Below are 16,627 nucleotides of genomic sequence, written 5' to 3'. Positions count from 1 at the left end.
CGCTTCGGAGGGCCAAAATACAACTAAGGCTTGCCGACTCGACGCCTTGGATCGGTAAGGACGAAGAGTTTCGGATCCAGGCCCGAGGTCTTTTCGAAGTCCACCAGCCGCACGCGGGTCTCCGCGCCCTTGGCGTCGGTGACGGTCCAGCCGATCAGGTCGGGGCCGTTGCTGAAGTTCAGCTCGATGCGGCCACGGGTTTCCTTCTTGGCGTCGACGGCGTTGATCGAAAAGCCGTCCGACAGCTTGCGCACGCCGGTGACCCGCACGCCGCGATCCAGCCGAACCTCGCGAGCCAGCAGCAGGGTCAGGGGCGTGCGGCTCAGCGGATAGCTCTCGAAGGTCTTCAGGCGGCTGTCGAAGATGTTGACCGCGCTGCCGTTGCTGACGACCAGCAGGCCGTTGGGGCCGTCATAGGCGAAGCGGGCCTTGCCGGGGCGCTGCAGGTAGAAGGTCCCCTGCGTCTGGGTCCCGCGGGCGTCGGTCTGGACGAAGCGGCCCTTGGCCGAGCCCAGGTTCTGGATATAGGCCGTGGCCTTGTCGACCAGGGCCTGGTCCTCGGCCGACAGGGACGCGGCCTGCGGCTGGGCGGCGGCGAGGGCTTGCCCGCTGATCGTGGCGGCCAGGCCGAAGCCGGCGGCGGCGAGGATCAGGCGGCGGGTCGGGGTCGTGGTGGTCATGCGATCTCCTAGGCTCCAACCTTTGCCCTGCCCGCGCGTCGGACGAAAGGCCGTCCCGCGACCCTTTTTCGGCGCTCCGATGAAGCGCCGTTCAGGTTCGGGGTGGTTGGAGGCAGGAGAAACGCCGCCGGACGGTCAAGGTTTCCGGCGGCGCGTCATCACATCGGCGGCGGTGGCGGCGCCAGGATCTCGCGCTTGCCGGCGTGGTTGGCGGCGCCGACGACGCCTTCCTTCTCCATCCGCTCCATCAGCGAGGCGGCGCGGTTGTAACCGATCTGCAGGCGGCGCTGGATGTAGCTGGTCGAGGCCTTGCGGTCGCGGGTGACCACCGCCACGGCGTGGTCGTAGAGGTCGTTGGCCCCGCCCTCGCCGGCGAAGGCACCCTCGATAGCCTCTTCCTGTTCCTCGTCGCCGCCGGCGGTGACTTCTTCCAGGTAGTTGGGGATGCCCTGGTCGCGCAGGAACTTGGCCACGGCCTCGACCTCGCCGTCGGAGACAAAGGGACCATGCAGGCGGGTGATCCGCCCGCCGCCGGCCATGTACAGCATGTCGCCCTGGCCCAGCAGCTGCTCGGCGCCCTGCTCGCCCAGGATGGTGCGGGCGTCGATCTTGCTGGTGACCTGGAAGCTGATCCGGGTCGGGAAGTTGGCCTTGATGGTGCCGGTGATGACGTCGACCGACGGGCGCTGGGTGGCCATGATCAGGTGGATGCCGGCGGCGCGGGCCATCTGGGCCAGGCGCTGGACGGCGCCTTCGATGTCCTTGCCGGCCACCATCATCAGGTCGGCGACCTCGTCGATGACCACCACCAGATAGGGCATGGGCTCGGGGCGGATCTTCTCGGTCTCATAGATCGGGCGGCCGGCGTCGTCGAAGCCGGTCTGGACGGTCCGCTCGAAGTGCTCGCCCTTCTCCAGCGCCTCGTTGGCCTTCTCATTGAAGCCGCCGATGTTGCGCACGCCGATCTTGGACATCCGGCGATAGCGGTCTTCCATCTCGCGCACGGTCCACTTCAACGCCACCACGGCCTTCTTCGGATCGGTGACGACCGGGGCCAGCAGGTGTGGGATGCCGTCATAGACGCTGAGTTCCAGCATCTTCGGGTCGATCATGATGAAGCGGCACTTCTGGGGCGGCAGCTTGTAGAGGATCGACAGGATCATGGCGTTGACGCCGACCGACTTGCCCGAGCCGGTGGTGCCCGCGATCAGCAGGTGGGGCATCTTGGCCAGGTCGGCGATGTAGGTCTCGCCGCCGATCGTCTCGCCCAGGGCCATGGGCAGGATGTGGGTGGCCTTGTCGTAGTCGGACGACGACAGCAGGTCGCGCAGATAGACCGTCTCGCGGCGCGAGTTGGGCATCTCGATGCCGATGGCGTTGCGGCCCTGGGCCACGGCCACGCGGCACGAGATCACGCTCATGGAGCGGGCGATGTCGTCGGCCAGGGCCACGACCCGGGCGGTCTTGGTGCCGGCGGCCGGCACCAGCTCGTACATGGTGACCACGGGGCCGGGGCGAATCTGGTCGATCTGGCCGCGCACGCCGAACTCGGCCAGCACGCTCTCCAGCAGGCGGGCGTTCTGGCGCAGGGCCTCCTCGTCGAACTCGGCCGAGCGCGGCTTGGGCTTGGCCAGCATGGCCAGCTCGGGCAGCTGGAAGCCGCCTTCGGCGTCGAAGTCGAAGGCTTTCTGCTGTTCGCGCTGTTCGCGGGCGTTAGACTTGCCCGGAACCTTGGGCTGGGCGATGGCCAGGGGGCGGACGTCGAAGCTGGGCTCGAAGGCGTCGTCTTCCTCGACCGGCGGCGGCGCGGCCTTGGCCGGCTTGGCGATCTTGCGGGCGACGGGGGCTTCGGGCTCGACCTCGACCACCGGGGCGGGTGCCTTGCGGGGCGCGCGGGGACGGGCTGGCTGCTCCGGCTGGGCGACCGGCTTGGGCTCGGTCGCGCGCTCACGCGGCTGCATCAGGCCGTGGATCAGGTCGCCGACGGCCTCGGGATCGATGCGGCGCACGCCGATCGCATAGCCCAGCGCCACCACCGCGCCGATCAGCAGCAGCAGGGCGGCGATCAGGTGGGCGCCGGGCAGGCGGGCGAAGCTGAGGATCCCGGCCACGCCGTTCAGCAGGCCGTCGCCCCAGAACCCGCCCAGGCCCTTGGCCAGCGGCCAGGCGGCGGGGCGCGGCGGCGCGGCCAGCAGGCCGGCCAGGGCCAGCAGGCCCAGACCGCCGACCAGGGCGCGGACGCGCAGGTCGCGACGATGGGCGGCCGGATCGGGCTGGGTGACGCGCGACATGCCGAACACCAGCATCAAGGCCGCGGCGACCCAGCCGGACAGGCCCATCGACTGCATGACGATGTCGGCCAGGGCCGCGCCGGCCCCGCCCAGCGCATTGGTCGCCGGCAGGCCGGTGGCGGCGTTCAGGCTGGGATCGGCGGCGTTGTAGGTGGCGACCGACAGCAGCAGGCCCGCGCCCACCACGCAGATCACCCCGCCCCGGAACCGCGCCGACCACGGCTGGGCCCAGCCGTACCGCACCGCGTCCCAGACCAGTTCAACGCTCGATCGCCGCGCCGCTCGCGCCATCAGAAGTCACCTTGCACTCGTAGACCCCGGATGTTGTGCCCCAAGAGGGTTAAGAGCCGTTTACGCTGAGGCTTGGATCGTGCGGTTTGGCGTCGCTGCTTCAGTGTTCCTTCCCTCCCCCTCGCGGGGAGGGTGGCCCTGGCGGAGCCAGGGTCGGGTGGGGTCTGCCGAGTTGGAAATCATCCCCCCAACGCCTTGCGCCGTTCCCCACCCGTCGGCTTCGTCGCCACCCTCCCCGCGAGGGGGAGGGAAAACCCAAAGGGAACAAAAAGAGAACATACGTCCGGACTCGACGTGGCCGGGAGTCATTCTGGCCCGTAACCCGCCGTTGGTTGGCGGGTCAGTGGGTGCGGTCATGGACAAGGAGCTTTTGAGTCAGTTGCCGATCATCCTGTCGGCGGTCGCCGGGGTCTTCACCGCCCTGGCGACCTTGGTGTGGGCGTTCCGGCGGCGGCCTTGAGGCCGCCGCCGCCGTGAGGTTCAGGCCGTGCCCAGATAGTCCTTCTTGCCGACCTCGACGCCGTTCTTGCGCAGGATCGCGTAGGCGGTGGTCAGGTGGAAGAAGAAGTTCGGCTGGGCCTGGGTCTGCAGATAGGCCAGGCCCTTGACCACGCTGGTCTCGCCGCGGCGCACCAGGGTGATGTCACGGTCCTCGGCGTTCTCGAACTTGGCCGGGTCCAGGCCCTCGACATAGGCGACGGCGCGGTCGATGCGGTCGATCAGGTCGTCGAAACCGGTCTCGGCGTCGTCCCAGGTCGGAACCTCCTCGCCGGCCAGGCGCGCGGCGCAGCCCTTGGCGAAGTCGGTGGCGATCTGCACCTGGCGCAGCAGCGGGAACATGTCGGGGAAGAGGCGCGCCTTCAGCAGGGCGTCGGGGTCCAGCTTGCGGGTCTCGACATGGGCGGCGGCCTTGGCCAGCACGCCCTTCAGGCCTTTGAGGCCCTGGACGAAGACGGGCACGCTGGCCTGGTGGATGGTGAGGGTCATGAAAGGCTCCTGGAGTTGGAGCGGACTTAGCCTGTGTCGGGCGACGCGCCAAACGGGGCCTTAACGGAACAGCCGCGCCGCCTCGGGGTTCTGACAGGGTCCCAATTCACTCCTTCAGGAGCTTCCCCATGAAAGTCAGCGACGCGATGACCAGCCAGGTCTCCACCGCCGCCCCCACCGACACCGTGCGCAAGGTCGCCCAGGTGATGGCCCATGTCGAAACCGGCGCCGTGCCGATCGTCGAGGGCGGCAAGGTGGTCGGCCTGGTCACCGACCGCGACATCGTCCTGCGCGTGGTCGCCGAGGGCCGCAGCTTCGACAGCCCGATCTCGGAAGCCATGAGCGAGGGCGAGGTCCAGAGCGTCAAGGAAGACGACATCCTGGCCGACGCCACCGCCAAGATGGCCAACCATCAGATCCGCCGCCTGGTCGTCCTAAACGACGCTGGAAACCTGACCGGCATCCTGTCGCTGGGCGACGTGGCCAAGGACTACGGCGCCAAGCAGGTCGGCAAGACGCTGGAAGAGATCTCGGCCGAGCCGGCGGACGCGGCGGCGCAGTAGGTCAGCGGCTCACGCACTTGCCCCCACCTGACGGCTTCGCCGTCTGTCGCGGCGAGGGGGCGGAGGACGTCGCGCTCACGCTCCTCTTCCCCCTATGGGGGAAGACGACCGCGAAGCGGTCCGTAGGGGGCAAGTGTTCACCGCACAAAGAAAAAGGGCGGCTCCTCGCGGAGCCGCCCTTTCCGTATTCGAAGATCGAAACCCGCTTAGACCAGCGAGCTGTCGATCGCCTTGCAGGCTTCCATCAGGCCCTGAACCGACTCGACGGACTTGGCGAACATCGCCTTTTCCTCGTCGTTGGTTTCGAACTCGATGACGCGTTCCGCGCCGCCGGCGCCGATCACGACCGGCACGCCGACATAGAGGCCGTCCAGGCCGTACTGGCCGGTCAGGAAGGTGGCGCACGGCAGGACGCGCTTCTTGTCCTTCAGGTAGCTGGTGGCCATGGCGATGGCCGATTCAGCCGGGGCGTAGAAGGCCGAGCCGGTCTTCAGCAGGGCGACGATCTCGCCGCCGCCGCCGCGGGTGCGCTTGACGATGCCGTCGAGCTCGTCCTGCGACAGCCAGCCTTGCTTGACCAGTTCCGGCAGCGGCAGGCCGCCGACGGTCGAGTGACGGACCATCGGCACCATGTCGTCGCCGTGGCCGCCCAGGGTCCAGGCGTGGATGTCTTCGACCGACACGCCGGTCTTTTCGGCCAGGAAGTAGGCGAAGCGCGCCGAGTCCAGGACGCCGGCCATGCCGATGACCTTTTCCTTGGGCAGGCCCGAGAACTGCTGCAGGGCCCAGACCATCGCGTCGAGCGGGTTGGTGATGCAGATGACGAAGGCGTTCGGAGCGTGGGCCTTGATGCCTTCACCGACGGCCTTCATGACCTTCAGGTTGATGCCCAGCAGGTCGTCGCGGCTCATACCCGGCTTGCGCGGCACGCCGGCGGTGACGATGCAGACGTCGGCGCCCGCGATGTCGACGTAGTCGTTGACGCCCTTCAGGGTGATGTCCTTGCCGAACACGGCCGAGGCTTCGGCGATGTCGAGCGCCTTGCCCTGCGGGGTGCCTTCGGCGATGTCGAACAGCAGGATGTCGCCCAGCTCTTCGCGCGCGGCGATGTGGGCCAGGGTGCCGCCGATCATGCCGGCGCCGATGAGGGCGATCTTCGCGCGAGCCATGGGGTCTCCGTCAAGGCTGTGGACGATGAATGTCGGGCGCGGTCTACGCCCCAAGCGGCCAAGCCTCAAGCCCCCTTTCCCGTTTCGCTGCGGTGCGGCAAAACTGTCGGACAACGAGAAGAACAACGATCAGGAGGCGCGGGCTTGGGCAAGACCGATCCGGGGAACTATTTCGAGGACTTCAGGCTCGGCCAAGTCATCGCCCACGCGACGCCGCGAACGATCACGGCGGGCGACGTGGCGCTGTACACGGCGCTGTACGGACCGCGCTTTTCGCTGTTCTCGTCGGACGTGTTCGCCAAGGCTTGCGGCCTGAAGCTTGGCGCGATCGACCCCCTGATCGCTTTCCATGTCGTTTTCGGCAAGACCGTGCCGGATATCAGTCTGAACGCGGTCGCCAATCTAGGCTATGCCGAAGGCCGGTTTCACAAGGTGCTCACCGACGGCATGACGCTCAGCGCCAAGTCGGAAGTGATCGGCCTCAAGGAAAATTCCAACCGCAAGACCGGCGTCGTTTATGTCCGGACCACCGGCGCAGACGAGTTCGGAGAAACCGTCCTGAGCTATGTGCGCTGGGTGATGGTCCGCAAGCGTGACCCCGACGCCGAGATCATCGACCAGCACGTCCCGTCTCTGGCCCAGGCGGTGTCGGCGGATCAGCTGATCGCTCCCGAAGGCCTTTCGTTCGCCAAGTACGACTTCTCTCTTGCCGGCGCTCCCCATGCCTTCGAGGACTACGCGGTCGGCGAGAAGATCGACCATGTCGACGGCATGGTGGTCGAGGAGGCCGAGGCCCAGATGGCCACGCGGCTGTGGCAGAACACCGCCAAGGTCCACTTCAACCAGTTCGAGCGCGCTAAAGATCCTTCAGGACGGCGGCTGGTCTATGGCGGTGTGGTGATCTCCACGGCCAAGGCCCTGTCGTTCAACGGCCTGCAGAACGCCGGCCTGATCCTGGCGATCAATGGCGGGCGTCACGTCAGTCCCTATTTCGCCGGCGGCACGGTGTTCGCCTGGAGCGAGGTGCTGGACAAGGCCGACCTGGATCACGGGATCGGCGCCCTGCGTTTGCGGCTGGTGGCGAGCGTCGACCGGCCCTGCGCCGACTTCCCCGACAAGGATGAGACCGGCGCCTATGCGCCCGGCGTTATCCTCGATTTCGACTATTGGGCGGCGGTTCCGAAACGTGGCTGATTTCTCCCTCGACCTGGCCTTCGTCGCCACCGCCGCCGACCTGGGCGAGCTGCCGCTGTGCCACGCCCGCCTGCAGCTGGACGCCCGCTATCCGTGGGTGGTGCTGATCCCGCGCATCGCCGGCGCCCGGGAGCTGGAGGACCTGTCCGCCACCGACCGCGCGCGGCTGATCGAGGAGACGGTGCTGGCCGGAACGGCGGTCCGCGCCGTGGCGCAGGTTCTCGGTCTGCCGGTCGACAAGCTCAATGTCGGGGCGCTGGGCAATGTGACGCCGCAGCTGCACGTTCACGTGGTGGGCCGCCGCATCGACGATCCGGCTTGGCCGGGGCCGGTCTGGGGGCATTCGGCGGGCAAGGCCTATGGGCCCAAGGTGCTGGAGCGAGCAGTCGCGGCGGCGCGGGCGGCGCTGTCTCTCTAGATCGCTCGTCCCAGCGTTCGCTGGGATAAGCGGATAATTTTCTAGCGCTTCTTCTTCTTGCTCGAGCCCTTGGCCGTCGCCTTGCCTTTGGCTTTCGAGCTCTTCGACGCCACGGCCTTGCCCTTCGCGCCTTTCCTGCCCTTGGCGGTGGTCGCCTTGCCCTTGCCGGCCTTCTTGGCGGCGGCCGCGCACTTGGCCTTGGCGGCTTTCAGGGCCTTGCCCGTCTTGCCCTTGGTCGAGCAGGCCGGACCCTTGGCGGGCGCTTCGGCGACGACGCGGGGCGCGGCGGGGCGGGCGCCCCAGATCACCGGGCCGCGACCGGTGGGCACATAGCCGGCGGGCAGGGTCGCCTGGGCCACGCGACGGGCGGTGACGGGAGTCTCGACGCCGTTCTCGTTGAGCTTGCCGCTCCACGAGCCGTCGCCGCGCGGCGTCAGGTCCAGGGTCGCCAGCTGGCCCGCGCGCGGCGAGAACCGCGCCAGGAAGCCGTTGTAGGAGCGGTCGACGAAATCGATCAGGCCGGTCGAGCCCACCGTCCCGGGCCGCCGCACGTCGCGCCAGGCGCCTTCCAGCCCGTCATAGCCGCCGACCTTGTCGACCAGCTGCAGCGCGTAGAGCGTCGCGCCGTCCGGACCCTGGATCGCCCAGCCGCCGTCCAGCGGGCCCTGCAGGCCCTGGGCGGCCAGGATCGAACCCTTGACCCGCAGGTCGTAGGCCTCGGCCATCGGGATGTAGCCGCCCTGGGGAATGGCGTGGTTGGGATCGACCTCGTCGGGATCGGGTGCGGGGATCGGCAGGATGGTCGGCTTGTGCGGCGGGGCCGGCGCCTGGGGCGCGGCGTCTTCCTCGTCGGTGGTCTGGGGGCCGCTCTGGGCGATCAGGTCGGCCAGGGGATCGACGGCCTGGTCGGCCGAGACCGGCGCGTCCGGAGCCGGCGGCGCGGCGATCACGGGCGGGGGGCTCGGATCGGCGGGCGCGACCTGCGGCGTCGGCGCGGTCGCGACCGGCGCCGTCTCCTGAGCGAGAACTTGCCCGGACAGGACGGGCGCGGCGGAAAGGGCCAGCAGGGAGATCAGGAGCGCGCGCATCGGTTGGTCCGGGTCCTAGGCGGCGGAGCGTTCGGCGATGGCGGCGGCCACCGCCACCAGCCGTTCGGCCTGAACCAGATGCAGCCGCTCGGCCATTTTGCCCTCGACCCGCAAGGCGCCCTTGCCGGCGTTCTCCGGCGCGGCGAAGGCGGCGATCACCGCCCGGCTCCAGGCGATTTCGTCGGCGGTGGGCGAGAAGGCGCGGTTGCAGATCTCCAGGTGCTTAGGATGGATCAGGGTCTTGCCGTCGAAGCCGAAATCGACGGCCTGACCGCAGACCGCCTCCAGGGCGTCCAGGTCCTCGATGTCGTTGTGCACCCCGTCCAGGATGGTCAGGCCATGGGCCCGGGCGGCGGCGACCGACAGCGACAGGATCGGCAGGAAAGCCTCGCGGCCCGGCGTCTGGCGGGCCCGCATCTCCTTGGCCAGGTCGTTGACCCCCATCACCCAGCCCGAAAGCCGGGTGGTCTTGGAGGCGGCCGCGATCTCCCACAGGTGGAAGACGGCCTTGCCGGTCTCGATCATGGTCCACAGCTTGGTGGCGGCCGGAGCGGCGTGCAGGGCGGCCTGGTAGGCGTAGACGTCGGCCGCGTCGTTGACCTTCGGAACCAACACGGCGTCGGGGCCCGCCTCGGCGGCGGCCTTGAGGTCGGCTTCGCCCCAGGGGGTGTCCAGGCCGTTGGTGCGGATGACGATCTCGCGTGGGCCGAAGCCCCCGGCCTTGACCGCCGCGACGGCGGCCTCGCGGGCGGCGTCCTTCATGTCCGGGGCGACGGCGTCTTCGAGGTCCAGGATGATCACGTCGGCGTCCAGCGTGCGCGCCTTCTCCACCGCCTTGGCGTTGGAGGCGGGCATGTAGAGGGCGCTGCGGCGCGGCCGGGCGATGTCGGACATGAAGCTCTCAATCGTCTTGTGCCTCCTCTTAAGCATCTGAACGGCGCTATCGGAAGTCGTCACGCGCCTTGTCGGCGTAACGGTGTCGAAATTCGCCCGAACGGGGTTAAGCTCGCGCCATGACGACGCGCTATGACGACACCGCCAAGAACGTCCTGGGCCAGGAGCTTCAGCCTTGCTCGCTGAACCCGGTGACGGGCTTCTACCGCAACGGCTGCTGCGAGACCGGGCCGCACGACCTGGGCCTGCACACCGTGTGCGCGGTGATGACGGCGGAATTCCTGGCCTTCTCGGCGGCCACCGGCAACGATCTGTCGACCCCCCGTCCGGAATACGCCTTCCGAGGCCTTCTCCCCGGCGACCGCTGGTGCTTGTGCGCCGGCCGCTGGAAGGAGGCCCTGGACGCCGGCGTCGCCCCGCCCGTGGTGCTGGAAGCCAGCCACGAGGAGATGCTGGCGGTGGTGCCGCTGGGGGTGCTGAAGGACCACGCGGTGGCGTGACGGCCTAGACCAGCGGCTTCAGCTCGCCCAGCATGGTCGGGATCAGTTCCGACACCGTCGGATGGATGTGCACCGCGCGCTGGATCACCGTGTAGGGCGCCTTGGCGTACATGATGTCGATCATGCCGTGGATGGCCTCGTCGCCGTTCAAGCCCAGGATCGCCGCGCCGAGGATCTGTTTGGTTTCGGCGTCGACCACCACCTTCATGAAGCCCTGCGTCTCGCCCTTCTCGATGGCCCGGCCGACCCGGGTCATCGGGCGCTGGCCGACCAGCAGCGGCCGGCCCGTGGCGCGGGCCTCGGCCTCGGTCATGCCCACGCGGCCCAGCGGCGGGTCGATGAACAGGCCGTAGCAGGTGATCCGGTCGCTGACCTTCCTGGGATCATTGTCCAGCAGGTTGGCGGCGATGATCTCGAAGTCGTTATAGGCGGTGTGGGTGAAGGCGCCCTTGCCGTTGCAGTCGCCCATCGCCCAGACGCCAGGATTGCTGGTCTTCAGCTGGTCGTCGACGACCACATAGCCGCGCTTGTCGAGATCGATGCCGGCCTTGTCCAAGCCAAGGTCGTCGGTGTTGGGCTTGCGGCCGATGGCCAGCAGGGTGTGCGAACCGATCACCTGCGGCGCGCCGTCCTCGCAGGTGACGTGGACGCAGACGCCTTCCGGACAGGGCGCGAACGAAATGCACTCGGCGTTGAGGCGGATGTTCACACCCTCGGCCTCGAGGATCTCGCGCACCGCGTCGGAGATTTCCGGATCCTCGCGGCCGATCAGGCGCGGGCCCATCTCGACGATCGTCACCCGCGCGCCGAAGCGCCGGTACATCTGGGCGAACTCCAGGCCGATATAGCTGCCGCCGACGATGACCAAGTGCTCGGGCAGCGTCTCGACCTCCATCATCCCGACATTGGTCAGGTACGAGATCTGGTCCAGCCCTGGCATGTCCGGGGCGTTGGCCCGGCCGCCGACATTGAGGAAGATCTTCGGGGCGGTCAGAAGCGCGTCGCCGACCCGCACCGTATTGGCGGACTCGAAGCGAGCGTGACCCTCAAGCACCGTGCAGCCCTTCATGCCCTCCAGCCAGGCCTTCACGCCGACGCGGCTGTCGAGGATCACGCCCTGGGCGCGGTCGTGGACCCGCTTCATGTCGACGCCAACCGGTCCGGGCAGGGCGACGCCGAAGTCCGCGCCGCGCCGCGCCAGGTGTGCGGCGTAGGCGCTGGCCACCAAGGTCTTGGTTGGCCGGCAGCCGGTGTTGACGCAGGTGCCGCCGAAATGCTTGCGCTCGATCAGAGCGACGGTCAGGCCGGCCTCGGTCAGGCGGCCGGCCAGCGGGGGCCCGGCCTGACCGGCCCCGATGATGATGGCGTCGAAGCTCTGGGGAGGACTTTGGGGCACGCGTGATCCTTACTTGGTGGCGACGACGATCAGTATGGCGCCGCCCACCGCGACGACGTCCTCGATCAGGGCGGCCGGCAGGTCCTTGCCCAACGCCTTGGCCAGGCGAGCGCGCACGTCGGCCCCGCCCAGGGTTCCGATCACCGCGCCGATCGCGCCGGCCACGGCGCCGCCGATCCAGGCCTGACCGAGCAGGCCGATGGCCGCGCCGCAGAAGGCGCCGCTGAGGATCCGGGTCCCGAACTGCACCGGAACCTTGCGGCTGGGAGTCTTGGGCAGCTGGTCGCTGACCAGCTCCAGCACGGCCAGGACGGTGAACACCCACGGCGCGATGGCGCCGCCCAGCCAGGCCAGGGGCGTGCCCTGAAGAGGGATCAGGCCCAGGTGCGCGCCCCAGGCGACGGCGGCGGGAGCGGTCATGGCGCGCAGGCCGGCGACAACGCCGATCAGCAGGGCGAACAGATAGAGCGACATCTCGATCTCCGTTGAGCGCCGCCGTGATCTGGCGCGCGGCCGGATAAAACCGCAAGCGTGAACGCCGTTCTTGGACGTTTCTGCTCCGGCTGGGGCCCTGCGTCCTTCGAGGCCCGCCGCGCGGGCGCCTCAGGATGAGGAGCGTTGTTGCTGAATTCCTCATCCTGAGGTGCGAGCCGTAGGCGAGCCTCGAAGGACGCACGGATTTCAGCCCAGCGGGTATTCGGCCTCCAGCCGGTAGGCCGAACCCTCGTGGGTGCGCCAGCTGGAATAGAGGCCGAAGCGGTCGACACGGAACGGCGGCGAATGCAGCAGGTTGTTGGCCTGGATCCAGGCGGCGACCTCGGGCACGGCGGGACGCTTCAGATAGGCCAGGGTGACGTGCGGCGTGTAGACCCGGCTCTCCGGTTTCAGTCCGGCCCGGCGGGCGGCGCTCTCATGGGCCTTGGCCAGCTGGCGCAGGACGGGATTCTCGGCGACTCCGGCCCAGACGGCGTGGATCTCGACCCCCTCGCCGAAATGGCCGACGCCCTGGAGCTCCAGATCGAAGGCGGGGGTGGCGACGCTTTGCAACTCCTCATCCAGGTCGGCGGCGGTGGTCTCCTGCACGTCGCCGATGAACTTCAGGGTGATGTGAAACGCCTCGCGCGACCGCCAGCGCCCGCCCTCGATTCCGTGCTGGCGGGGCAACAGGTGGTCGCTGACCTCGGCGGGGATGGCGACGGCGGTGAACAGGCGGATCATGGTCGTGGTTTTAGCCGATCCTCCCCCTGTGGGGGAGGTGTCGGCGAAGCCGACGGAGGGGGAATGATCGGATGGTGGCCAGACCTACGATCGACGACCCCAAAACTCACCCCACCGGCCTTCGGCCGCCTCCCCCACAGGGGAAGGGGCTGGCTCTCCCCAGCTTCAGCTGGCTACGGACAAGGATTCGGCTGCAGCGCGTGCAGGGCGTTGACCGCCTTTTCCATGTCTTCGGTCCAGTCCAGGTCGAAGGCGGCGATGTTGGTCTTCAGCTGGTCCATCGAGGTGGCCCCGATGATGGTGGCGGTGACGAACTGGCGGGTGTCGCAGAACTTCAGGGCCAGCTGGGCCGGGTCGACGCCGAAATGGGCGGCCAGATCCACATAGCCGCGGATCGCCGCCTCGGCGCCGGGGCCCTCGTAGCGCGCCATGCGGTTGTAGAGGGCCTTGCGCGAGCCTTCCGGAACCTTGCCGTCCAGGTACTTGCCCGTCAGCTGACCCTGGGCCAGGGGCGAATAGGCCAGCAGGCCCACCTGTTCGCGCATGGCGATCTCGGCCAGGCCGTATTCGAAGGTGCGGTTGACCAGATGATAGGCGTTCTGGATCGAGGCGATGCGCGGCAGACCCTTGGTCTCGGCCTCGGCCAGCAGGCGCATCACGCCCCACGGGAACTCGTTGGAAACACCGATCGAACGCAGCGTGCCCTTCTTCACATGGGCGTCCAGCGCTTCAAGGATGTCGCCGAACGTCTCGAAGTCCTGCTCGTAGTCCTGGAAGGTCTGGCCGCCGAACACCCGCACCGGCCGGTCGGGCCAGTGCAGCTGGTAGAGGTCCAGATAGTCGGTGTTCAGGCGCTTGAGCGAGCCTTCGATCGCCTCGTCGATCTGGGCGCGGGTCTGGCGGGTGGTGGCGCCGTCCTTACGCATCCAGGGCAGGCCGCCGAAGGCGCTGCCACGGCCGGCGACCTTGGAGGCCAGGACGATCTCCTGGCGCTTGCCGGTCTTGGCCAGCCACGAGCCGATATGACGCTCGGTGTTGCCCTGGGTCTCGGGATTGGGCGGGCTGGAATACATCTCGGCGGTGTCCCAGAAGGTCACGCCCCGGCTCAGGGCGTAGTCCATCTGTTCGTGAGCTTCGGCCTCGCTGTTCTGCGAGCCCCAGGTCATGGTGCCCAGGCAGCAGCGCGAGACCTGAATGCCGGTCCGACCCAGTTCCACGTAATCCATGTGATCCCCGTCGATTGATGCTTGGATCCTGAATAGAGGCTGGCGCGCGCCGCAGAAAGCGCAACATCTTGCATGATCCTGGCAGGACCCCGATATTCGGGGAGCGTCCAAGACGGGCGCGCTGCTTTTTCGAAGGGCCTTAAACCGATGAACGACTTCAACCGCGGCTACGCGCGCTCGATCCCCGCGGATCGCGCCGACATGTCGGTTGACGCCGGCCTGCGTAGTTTCATGCTCGGCGTCTACAACAAGGTGGCGTTGGGTCTTCTGCTGTCCGCCGTCCTGGCCTACGTGACCAGCTATTACGAGCCGGTCCGGAGCCTGCTCTATGTGATCCAGGACGGCCGTATCGGCTTCACCGGCCTGGGCATGGCGCTGCGTTTCGCGCCGCTGGTGATGATGGTGGTGGCGATGTTCGCCATGCGCAACCCGACCGCCCGCTCGGCGGGCGCGCTGTACTGGGCGATCGTGGCCTCGATCGGCGCGGGCCTGGGCCTGTGGCTGATCGTCTACAACGTCCAGTCGGTGTTCACGACGTTCCTGATCACCTCGATCGCCTTCGGCGGCCTCAGCCTGTTCGGCTACACCACCAAGAAGGACCTGACCGGTTTCGGCAGCTTCCTGATCATGGGCCTGATCGGCCTGGTCCTGGCGTCGCTGGCCCAGATGTTCCTGCACCTGCCGGGCCTGAGCTTCATCATCAGCATCCTGGGCGTGCTCATCTTCGCGGGCCTGATCGCCTACGACACCCAGAACCTGAAGATGAACTACTACCAGATGGGCGGCGACCAGAACTCGATGGCGGTGGCCACCAACTACGGCGCGCTGAACCTCTATCTGAACTTCATCAACCTGTTCCAATTCCTGCTCAGCATCTTCGGCTCGCGCCGCTAGACGCCCATCAGGTTTGAAATGCAGAAGCCCCGGCGGAAAACCGCCGGGGCTTTTTGTTGGGCAAGGCCTAGCGTCCTTCGAGGCTTCGCTACGCACCTCAGGATGAGGAAGACAGCAACAAAGCCCCTCATCCTGAGGCGCCCGCGCAGCGGGCCTCGAAGGACGCAGGACTCTTAGTCCACCACCTTGAACCGGCCCTTGTCGAACATCCGCAGCACCTGGGCCAGGTCGTGACCGCGCTTGAGGGTCAGGCCGCCCTGGCCGATCACCGCCCACTCGCCCTGCTTGCGGGCCAGGGCCGGGCGTTTCTCGATGCGGTAGAGCGGGGCCTCGGCCGCGTGGCGGAAGATCGAGAACACCGCGTGGTCGCTCTGACCGGCCATGCCGTAGTCGCGCCACTCGCCGGCGGCGACCATCCGGCCATAGAGCCGCAGGAGCTGGTCGATCTCGCGACGCTCGAAGAAAACGACGCCGCCTACACCAGCGATTGGGGGTCGGGAATCCAGGGCCATCGGACGAATCCTAAACCCAAATCGGCCTCCGAGGCGAGCGCCGCCGTGCGCGCCCTTTCCGGCCTTGGGATCCAAGCGTTGCCAGCGTGCTACAGCAGCGCTCGATAGTTTCGGGTCAAGCGGAACCGGTCACGAAATGACCTTAATTTCGACCTGTCGCCGCCCGGTTGCCCCAGCAGTTTGACGGTGTCGGCTGATCGGAACTCCTGCGGTTCAGGATCCTGAACAGCCCCCCCAGCCCCCTCGATCGTGGGCCGGTCGGCCGACAGATTGCCCTCTATCATATCGCTCGAGACCCCGCGTGGCGCCCCTCTCCACGCGGGGTTTTCGCGTGTGCGCCGCTTCGGAATTTCAGACACATCGCGGACACGAACCGCCGCGAAACGACCTTTATCGCGCCCTTCGAGCGCCGGTTTGCCCCGCGATAAGATGAGTGTCGGCCGATCGGACCTCGGGTTCGGACCCTGATTGCCCCCCAGCCCCCCGATCCGGGCTTCGGTCGGCCGACGGACTAGACATTCCCCTCCCCTAAGAGGCCCGCGCGGTGTCCCCTCCCTGCGCGGGCTTTTCTTTTGGGCGAACGCCTACTTCTCCGCCGCTTCCTGCAGCACGCCGATCACCCGGCCGCCCTTGGCGCCCTGGACGATGATCACGGTCTTCAGCGCTTCGTCGGCCGCCGTGGGCAGGCGATAGAGCTTGGGCCGGCCAGCCCAGGGGCCCAGGCGCACCAGCTCGCGCACGACGTTGCGGTGGACCAGGGTCTGGCCGCGGTTGTCGCCGCGCTTGATGGCGATGTCCTGCTCGCGCGGGTCGTAGCGCACCAGCCAGACCTCGCCGCCGCCGCGCGGGGCGGGACCCGAGCCGACGGCCACGCGGTGCCCGTCACCGAGGAATTCCATGTCCGGCGCGTTGCTCGGCGCCTTGGCCGCGTCCTTGACCAGGGTCTCGACGGCTTCGGCCTTGGCCCCGGAGGCCTGCTGGCGGCCGGCGACCACGACCTGCGGGGTGGGCACGTCGCGCAGCGAGAACTTCTGGGCGTAGGCGCGCTGGCGGGTCGCGAAGGCCGGCTTGGCGAAGGTGTCGGTCCAGCCCAGATAGTCCCAGTAGTCGACCGAATAGGTCAGGGCCAGCACGCCCTTGTCGTCGGCCATGTCGGCGATGACCTGGTTGGCCTTGCCGCAGGATGAACAACCTTGAGACGTGAACAGTTCGACGACCACCGGCGGTTTCGCGGCGAGAGCCGGCGCGGCCGAAAAACCCGCGAGGGTGGCGAGAACAACAGAGAGCAGGGCCTGACGCATGTGCG

The 16,627-nt window shown here is 68.1% G+C and carries 17 protein-coding genes and 1 pseudogene; 5 read left to right on the top strand and 13 right to left on the bottom strand.

The features are described 5' to 3' along the window. Positions 1 to 23: 23 nt before the first annotated feature. From G3M62_RS24190 to G3M62_RS24180, 3 genes are all read right to left on the bottom strand, one after another. Positions 24 to 680 carry a LolA family protein gene (locus G3M62_RS24190; RefSeq protein ID WP_165191087.1) on the bottom strand — a complete coding sequence of 219 codons (657 nt, stop codon included), beginning with the start codon at positions 678 to 680 and terminating at the stop codon, positions 24 to 26. Positions 681 to 838: 158 nt separating this feature from the next. After that, positions 839 to 3,262: an FtsK/SpoIIIE family DNA translocase gene (locus G3M62_RS24185; RefSeq protein WP_165191086.1), complete on the bottom strand. Its 2,424-nt coding sequence runs from the start codon at positions 3,260 to 3,262 to the stop codon at positions 839 to 841. A 480-nt stretch (positions 3,263 to 3,742) separates the two neighbouring features. Then, positions 3,743 to 4,249, bottom strand: a complete 507-nt coding sequence (locus G3M62_RS24180) for a DUF1993 domain-containing protein (protein WP_165191085.1) — start codon at positions 4,247 to 4,249, stop codon at positions 3,743 to 3,745. Positions 4,250 to 4,377: 128 nt separating this feature from the next. On the opposite strand from G3M62_RS24180, the gene G3M62_RS24175 reads away from it, so the two are divergent. Next, entirely contained in the window at positions 4,378 to 4,812 is a 435-nt protein-coding gene (locus G3M62_RS24175) for a CBS domain-containing protein (protein WP_165191084.1), read from the top strand. Positions 4,813 to 5,018: 206 nt separating this feature from the next. On the opposite strand, the gene mdh is transcribed toward G3M62_RS24175, so the two are convergent. Continuing rightward, a complete protein-coding gene (mdh, locus tag G3M62_RS24170) occupies positions 5,019 to 5,981 on the bottom strand; it encodes a malate dehydrogenase (RefSeq protein WP_165191083.1) in 963 nt (320 codons plus the stop codon). 144 nt (positions 5,982 to 6,125) lie between these two features. On the opposite strand from mdh, the gene G3M62_RS24165 reads away from it, so the two are divergent. Next, positions 6,126 to 7,175: a MaoC family dehydratase gene (locus tag G3M62_RS24165; RefSeq protein WP_165191082.1), complete on the top strand. Its 1,050-nt coding sequence runs from the start codon at positions 6,126 to 6,128 to the stop codon at positions 7,173 to 7,175. Then, positions 7,168 to 7,593 (top strand): HIT domain-containing protein, encoded by a 426-nt coding sequence (locus tag G3M62_RS24160; protein ID WP_165191081.1) that lies wholly within the window; start codon positions 7,168 to 7,170, stop codon positions 7,591 to 7,593. The genes G3M62_RS24165 and G3M62_RS24160 overlap by 8 nt, the downstream gene beginning before the upstream one ends. 41 nt (positions 7,594 to 7,634) lie before the next feature. Here the strand turns inward: G3M62_RS24160 and G3M62_RS24155 are convergent, their stop codons facing one another. Both G3M62_RS24155 and G3M62_RS24150 read right to left on the bottom strand, forming a co-directional pair. Further along, positions 7,635 to 8,681 (bottom strand): hypothetical protein, encoded by a 1,047-nt coding sequence (locus tag G3M62_RS24155; RefSeq protein ID WP_165191080.1) that lies wholly within the window; start codon positions 8,679 to 8,681, stop codon positions 7,635 to 7,637. A gap of 15 nt (positions 8,682 to 8,696) precedes the next feature. Beyond that, positions 8,697 to 9,575, bottom strand: a complete 879-nt coding sequence (locus G3M62_RS24150; RefSeq protein ID WP_165191079.1) for an HpcH/HpaI aldolase/citrate lyase family protein — start codon at positions 9,573 to 9,575, stop codon at positions 8,697 to 8,699. A gap of 119 nt (positions 9,576 to 9,694) precedes the next feature. Between G3M62_RS24150 and G3M62_RS24145 the strand changes: the two genes are divergently transcribed. Beyond that, on the top strand, positions 9,695 to 10,075 hold the full coding sequence (locus G3M62_RS24145; RefSeq protein WP_165191078.1) for a DUF2237 family protein: 381 nt from the start codon (positions 9,695 to 9,697) through the stop codon (positions 10,073 to 10,075). A 4-nt stretch (positions 10,076 to 10,079) separates the two neighbouring features. Here the strand turns inward: G3M62_RS24145 and G3M62_RS24140 are convergent, their stop codons facing one another. The 5 genes and pseudogenes from G3M62_RS24140 to G3M62_RS24120 form a co-directional block, all read right to left on the bottom strand. Continuing rightward, the gene (locus tag G3M62_RS24140) at positions 10,080 to 11,471 is read right to left on the bottom strand and encodes an FAD-containing oxidoreductase (protein WP_165191077.1); all 1,392 of its coding nucleotides are present in this window, start codon (positions 11,469 to 11,471) and stop codon (positions 10,080 to 10,082) included. Positions 11,472 to 11,480: 9 nt separating this feature from the next. Beyond that, on the bottom strand, positions 11,481 to 11,945 hold the full coding sequence (locus G3M62_RS24135) for a DUF4126 family protein (protein WP_165191076.1): 465 nt from the start codon (positions 11,943 to 11,945) through the stop codon (positions 11,481 to 11,483). An 83-nt stretch (positions 11,946 to 12,028) separates the two neighbouring features. Beyond that, a pseudogene (locus G3M62_RS24130) lies at positions 12,029 to 12,151 on the bottom strand (hypothetical protein); the annotation flags it as partial. A 1-nt stretch (position 12,152) separates the two neighbouring features. Further along, a complete protein-coding gene (gene thpR / locus G3M62_RS24125) occupies positions 12,153 to 12,689 on the bottom strand; it encodes an RNA 2',3'-cyclic phosphodiesterase (protein ID WP_165191075.1) in 537 nt (178 codons plus the stop codon). A 173-nt stretch (positions 12,690 to 12,862) separates the two neighbouring features. Beyond that, entirely contained in the window at positions 12,863 to 13,915 is a 1,053-nt protein-coding gene (locus G3M62_RS24120; RefSeq protein WP_165191074.1) for an aldo/keto reductase, read from the bottom strand. A 147-nt stretch (positions 13,916 to 14,062) separates the two neighbouring features. Here G3M62_RS24120 and G3M62_RS24115 point away from each other — a divergent pair, with 147 nt between their 5' ends. Beyond that, positions 14,063 to 14,809, top strand: coding sequence for a Bax inhibitor-1/YccA family protein (locus tag G3M62_RS24115; protein ID WP_165191073.1), 747 nt, complete (start codon positions 14,063 to 14,065; stop codon positions 14,807 to 14,809). Between the two features lie 173 nt (positions 14,810 to 14,982). Here the strand turns inward: G3M62_RS24115 and G3M62_RS24110 are convergent, their stop codons facing one another. Together G3M62_RS24110 and G3M62_RS24105 are read right to left on the bottom strand one after the other, a co-directional pair. Beyond that, entirely contained in the window at positions 14,983 to 15,321 is a 339-nt protein-coding gene (locus G3M62_RS24110; protein WP_165191072.1) for a DUF2794 domain-containing protein, read from the bottom strand. A gap of 584 nt (positions 15,322 to 15,905) precedes the next feature. After that, entirely contained in the window at positions 15,906 to 16,622 is a 717-nt protein-coding gene (locus G3M62_RS24105; RefSeq protein ID WP_165191071.1) for a DUF1223 domain-containing protein, read from the bottom strand. Positions 16,623 to 16,627: the final 5 nt, after the last annotated feature.

Origin of the sequence: Caulobacter soli (genome assembly GCF_011045195.1) — a bacterium.
GTDB lineage: Bacteria > Pseudomonadota > Alphaproteobacteria > Caulobacterales > Caulobacteraceae > Caulobacter > Caulobacter soli.
The sequence above is the reverse complement of the archived record's forward strand: the minus strand, read 5'-3'. Positions and strand labels throughout refer to the sequence as shown.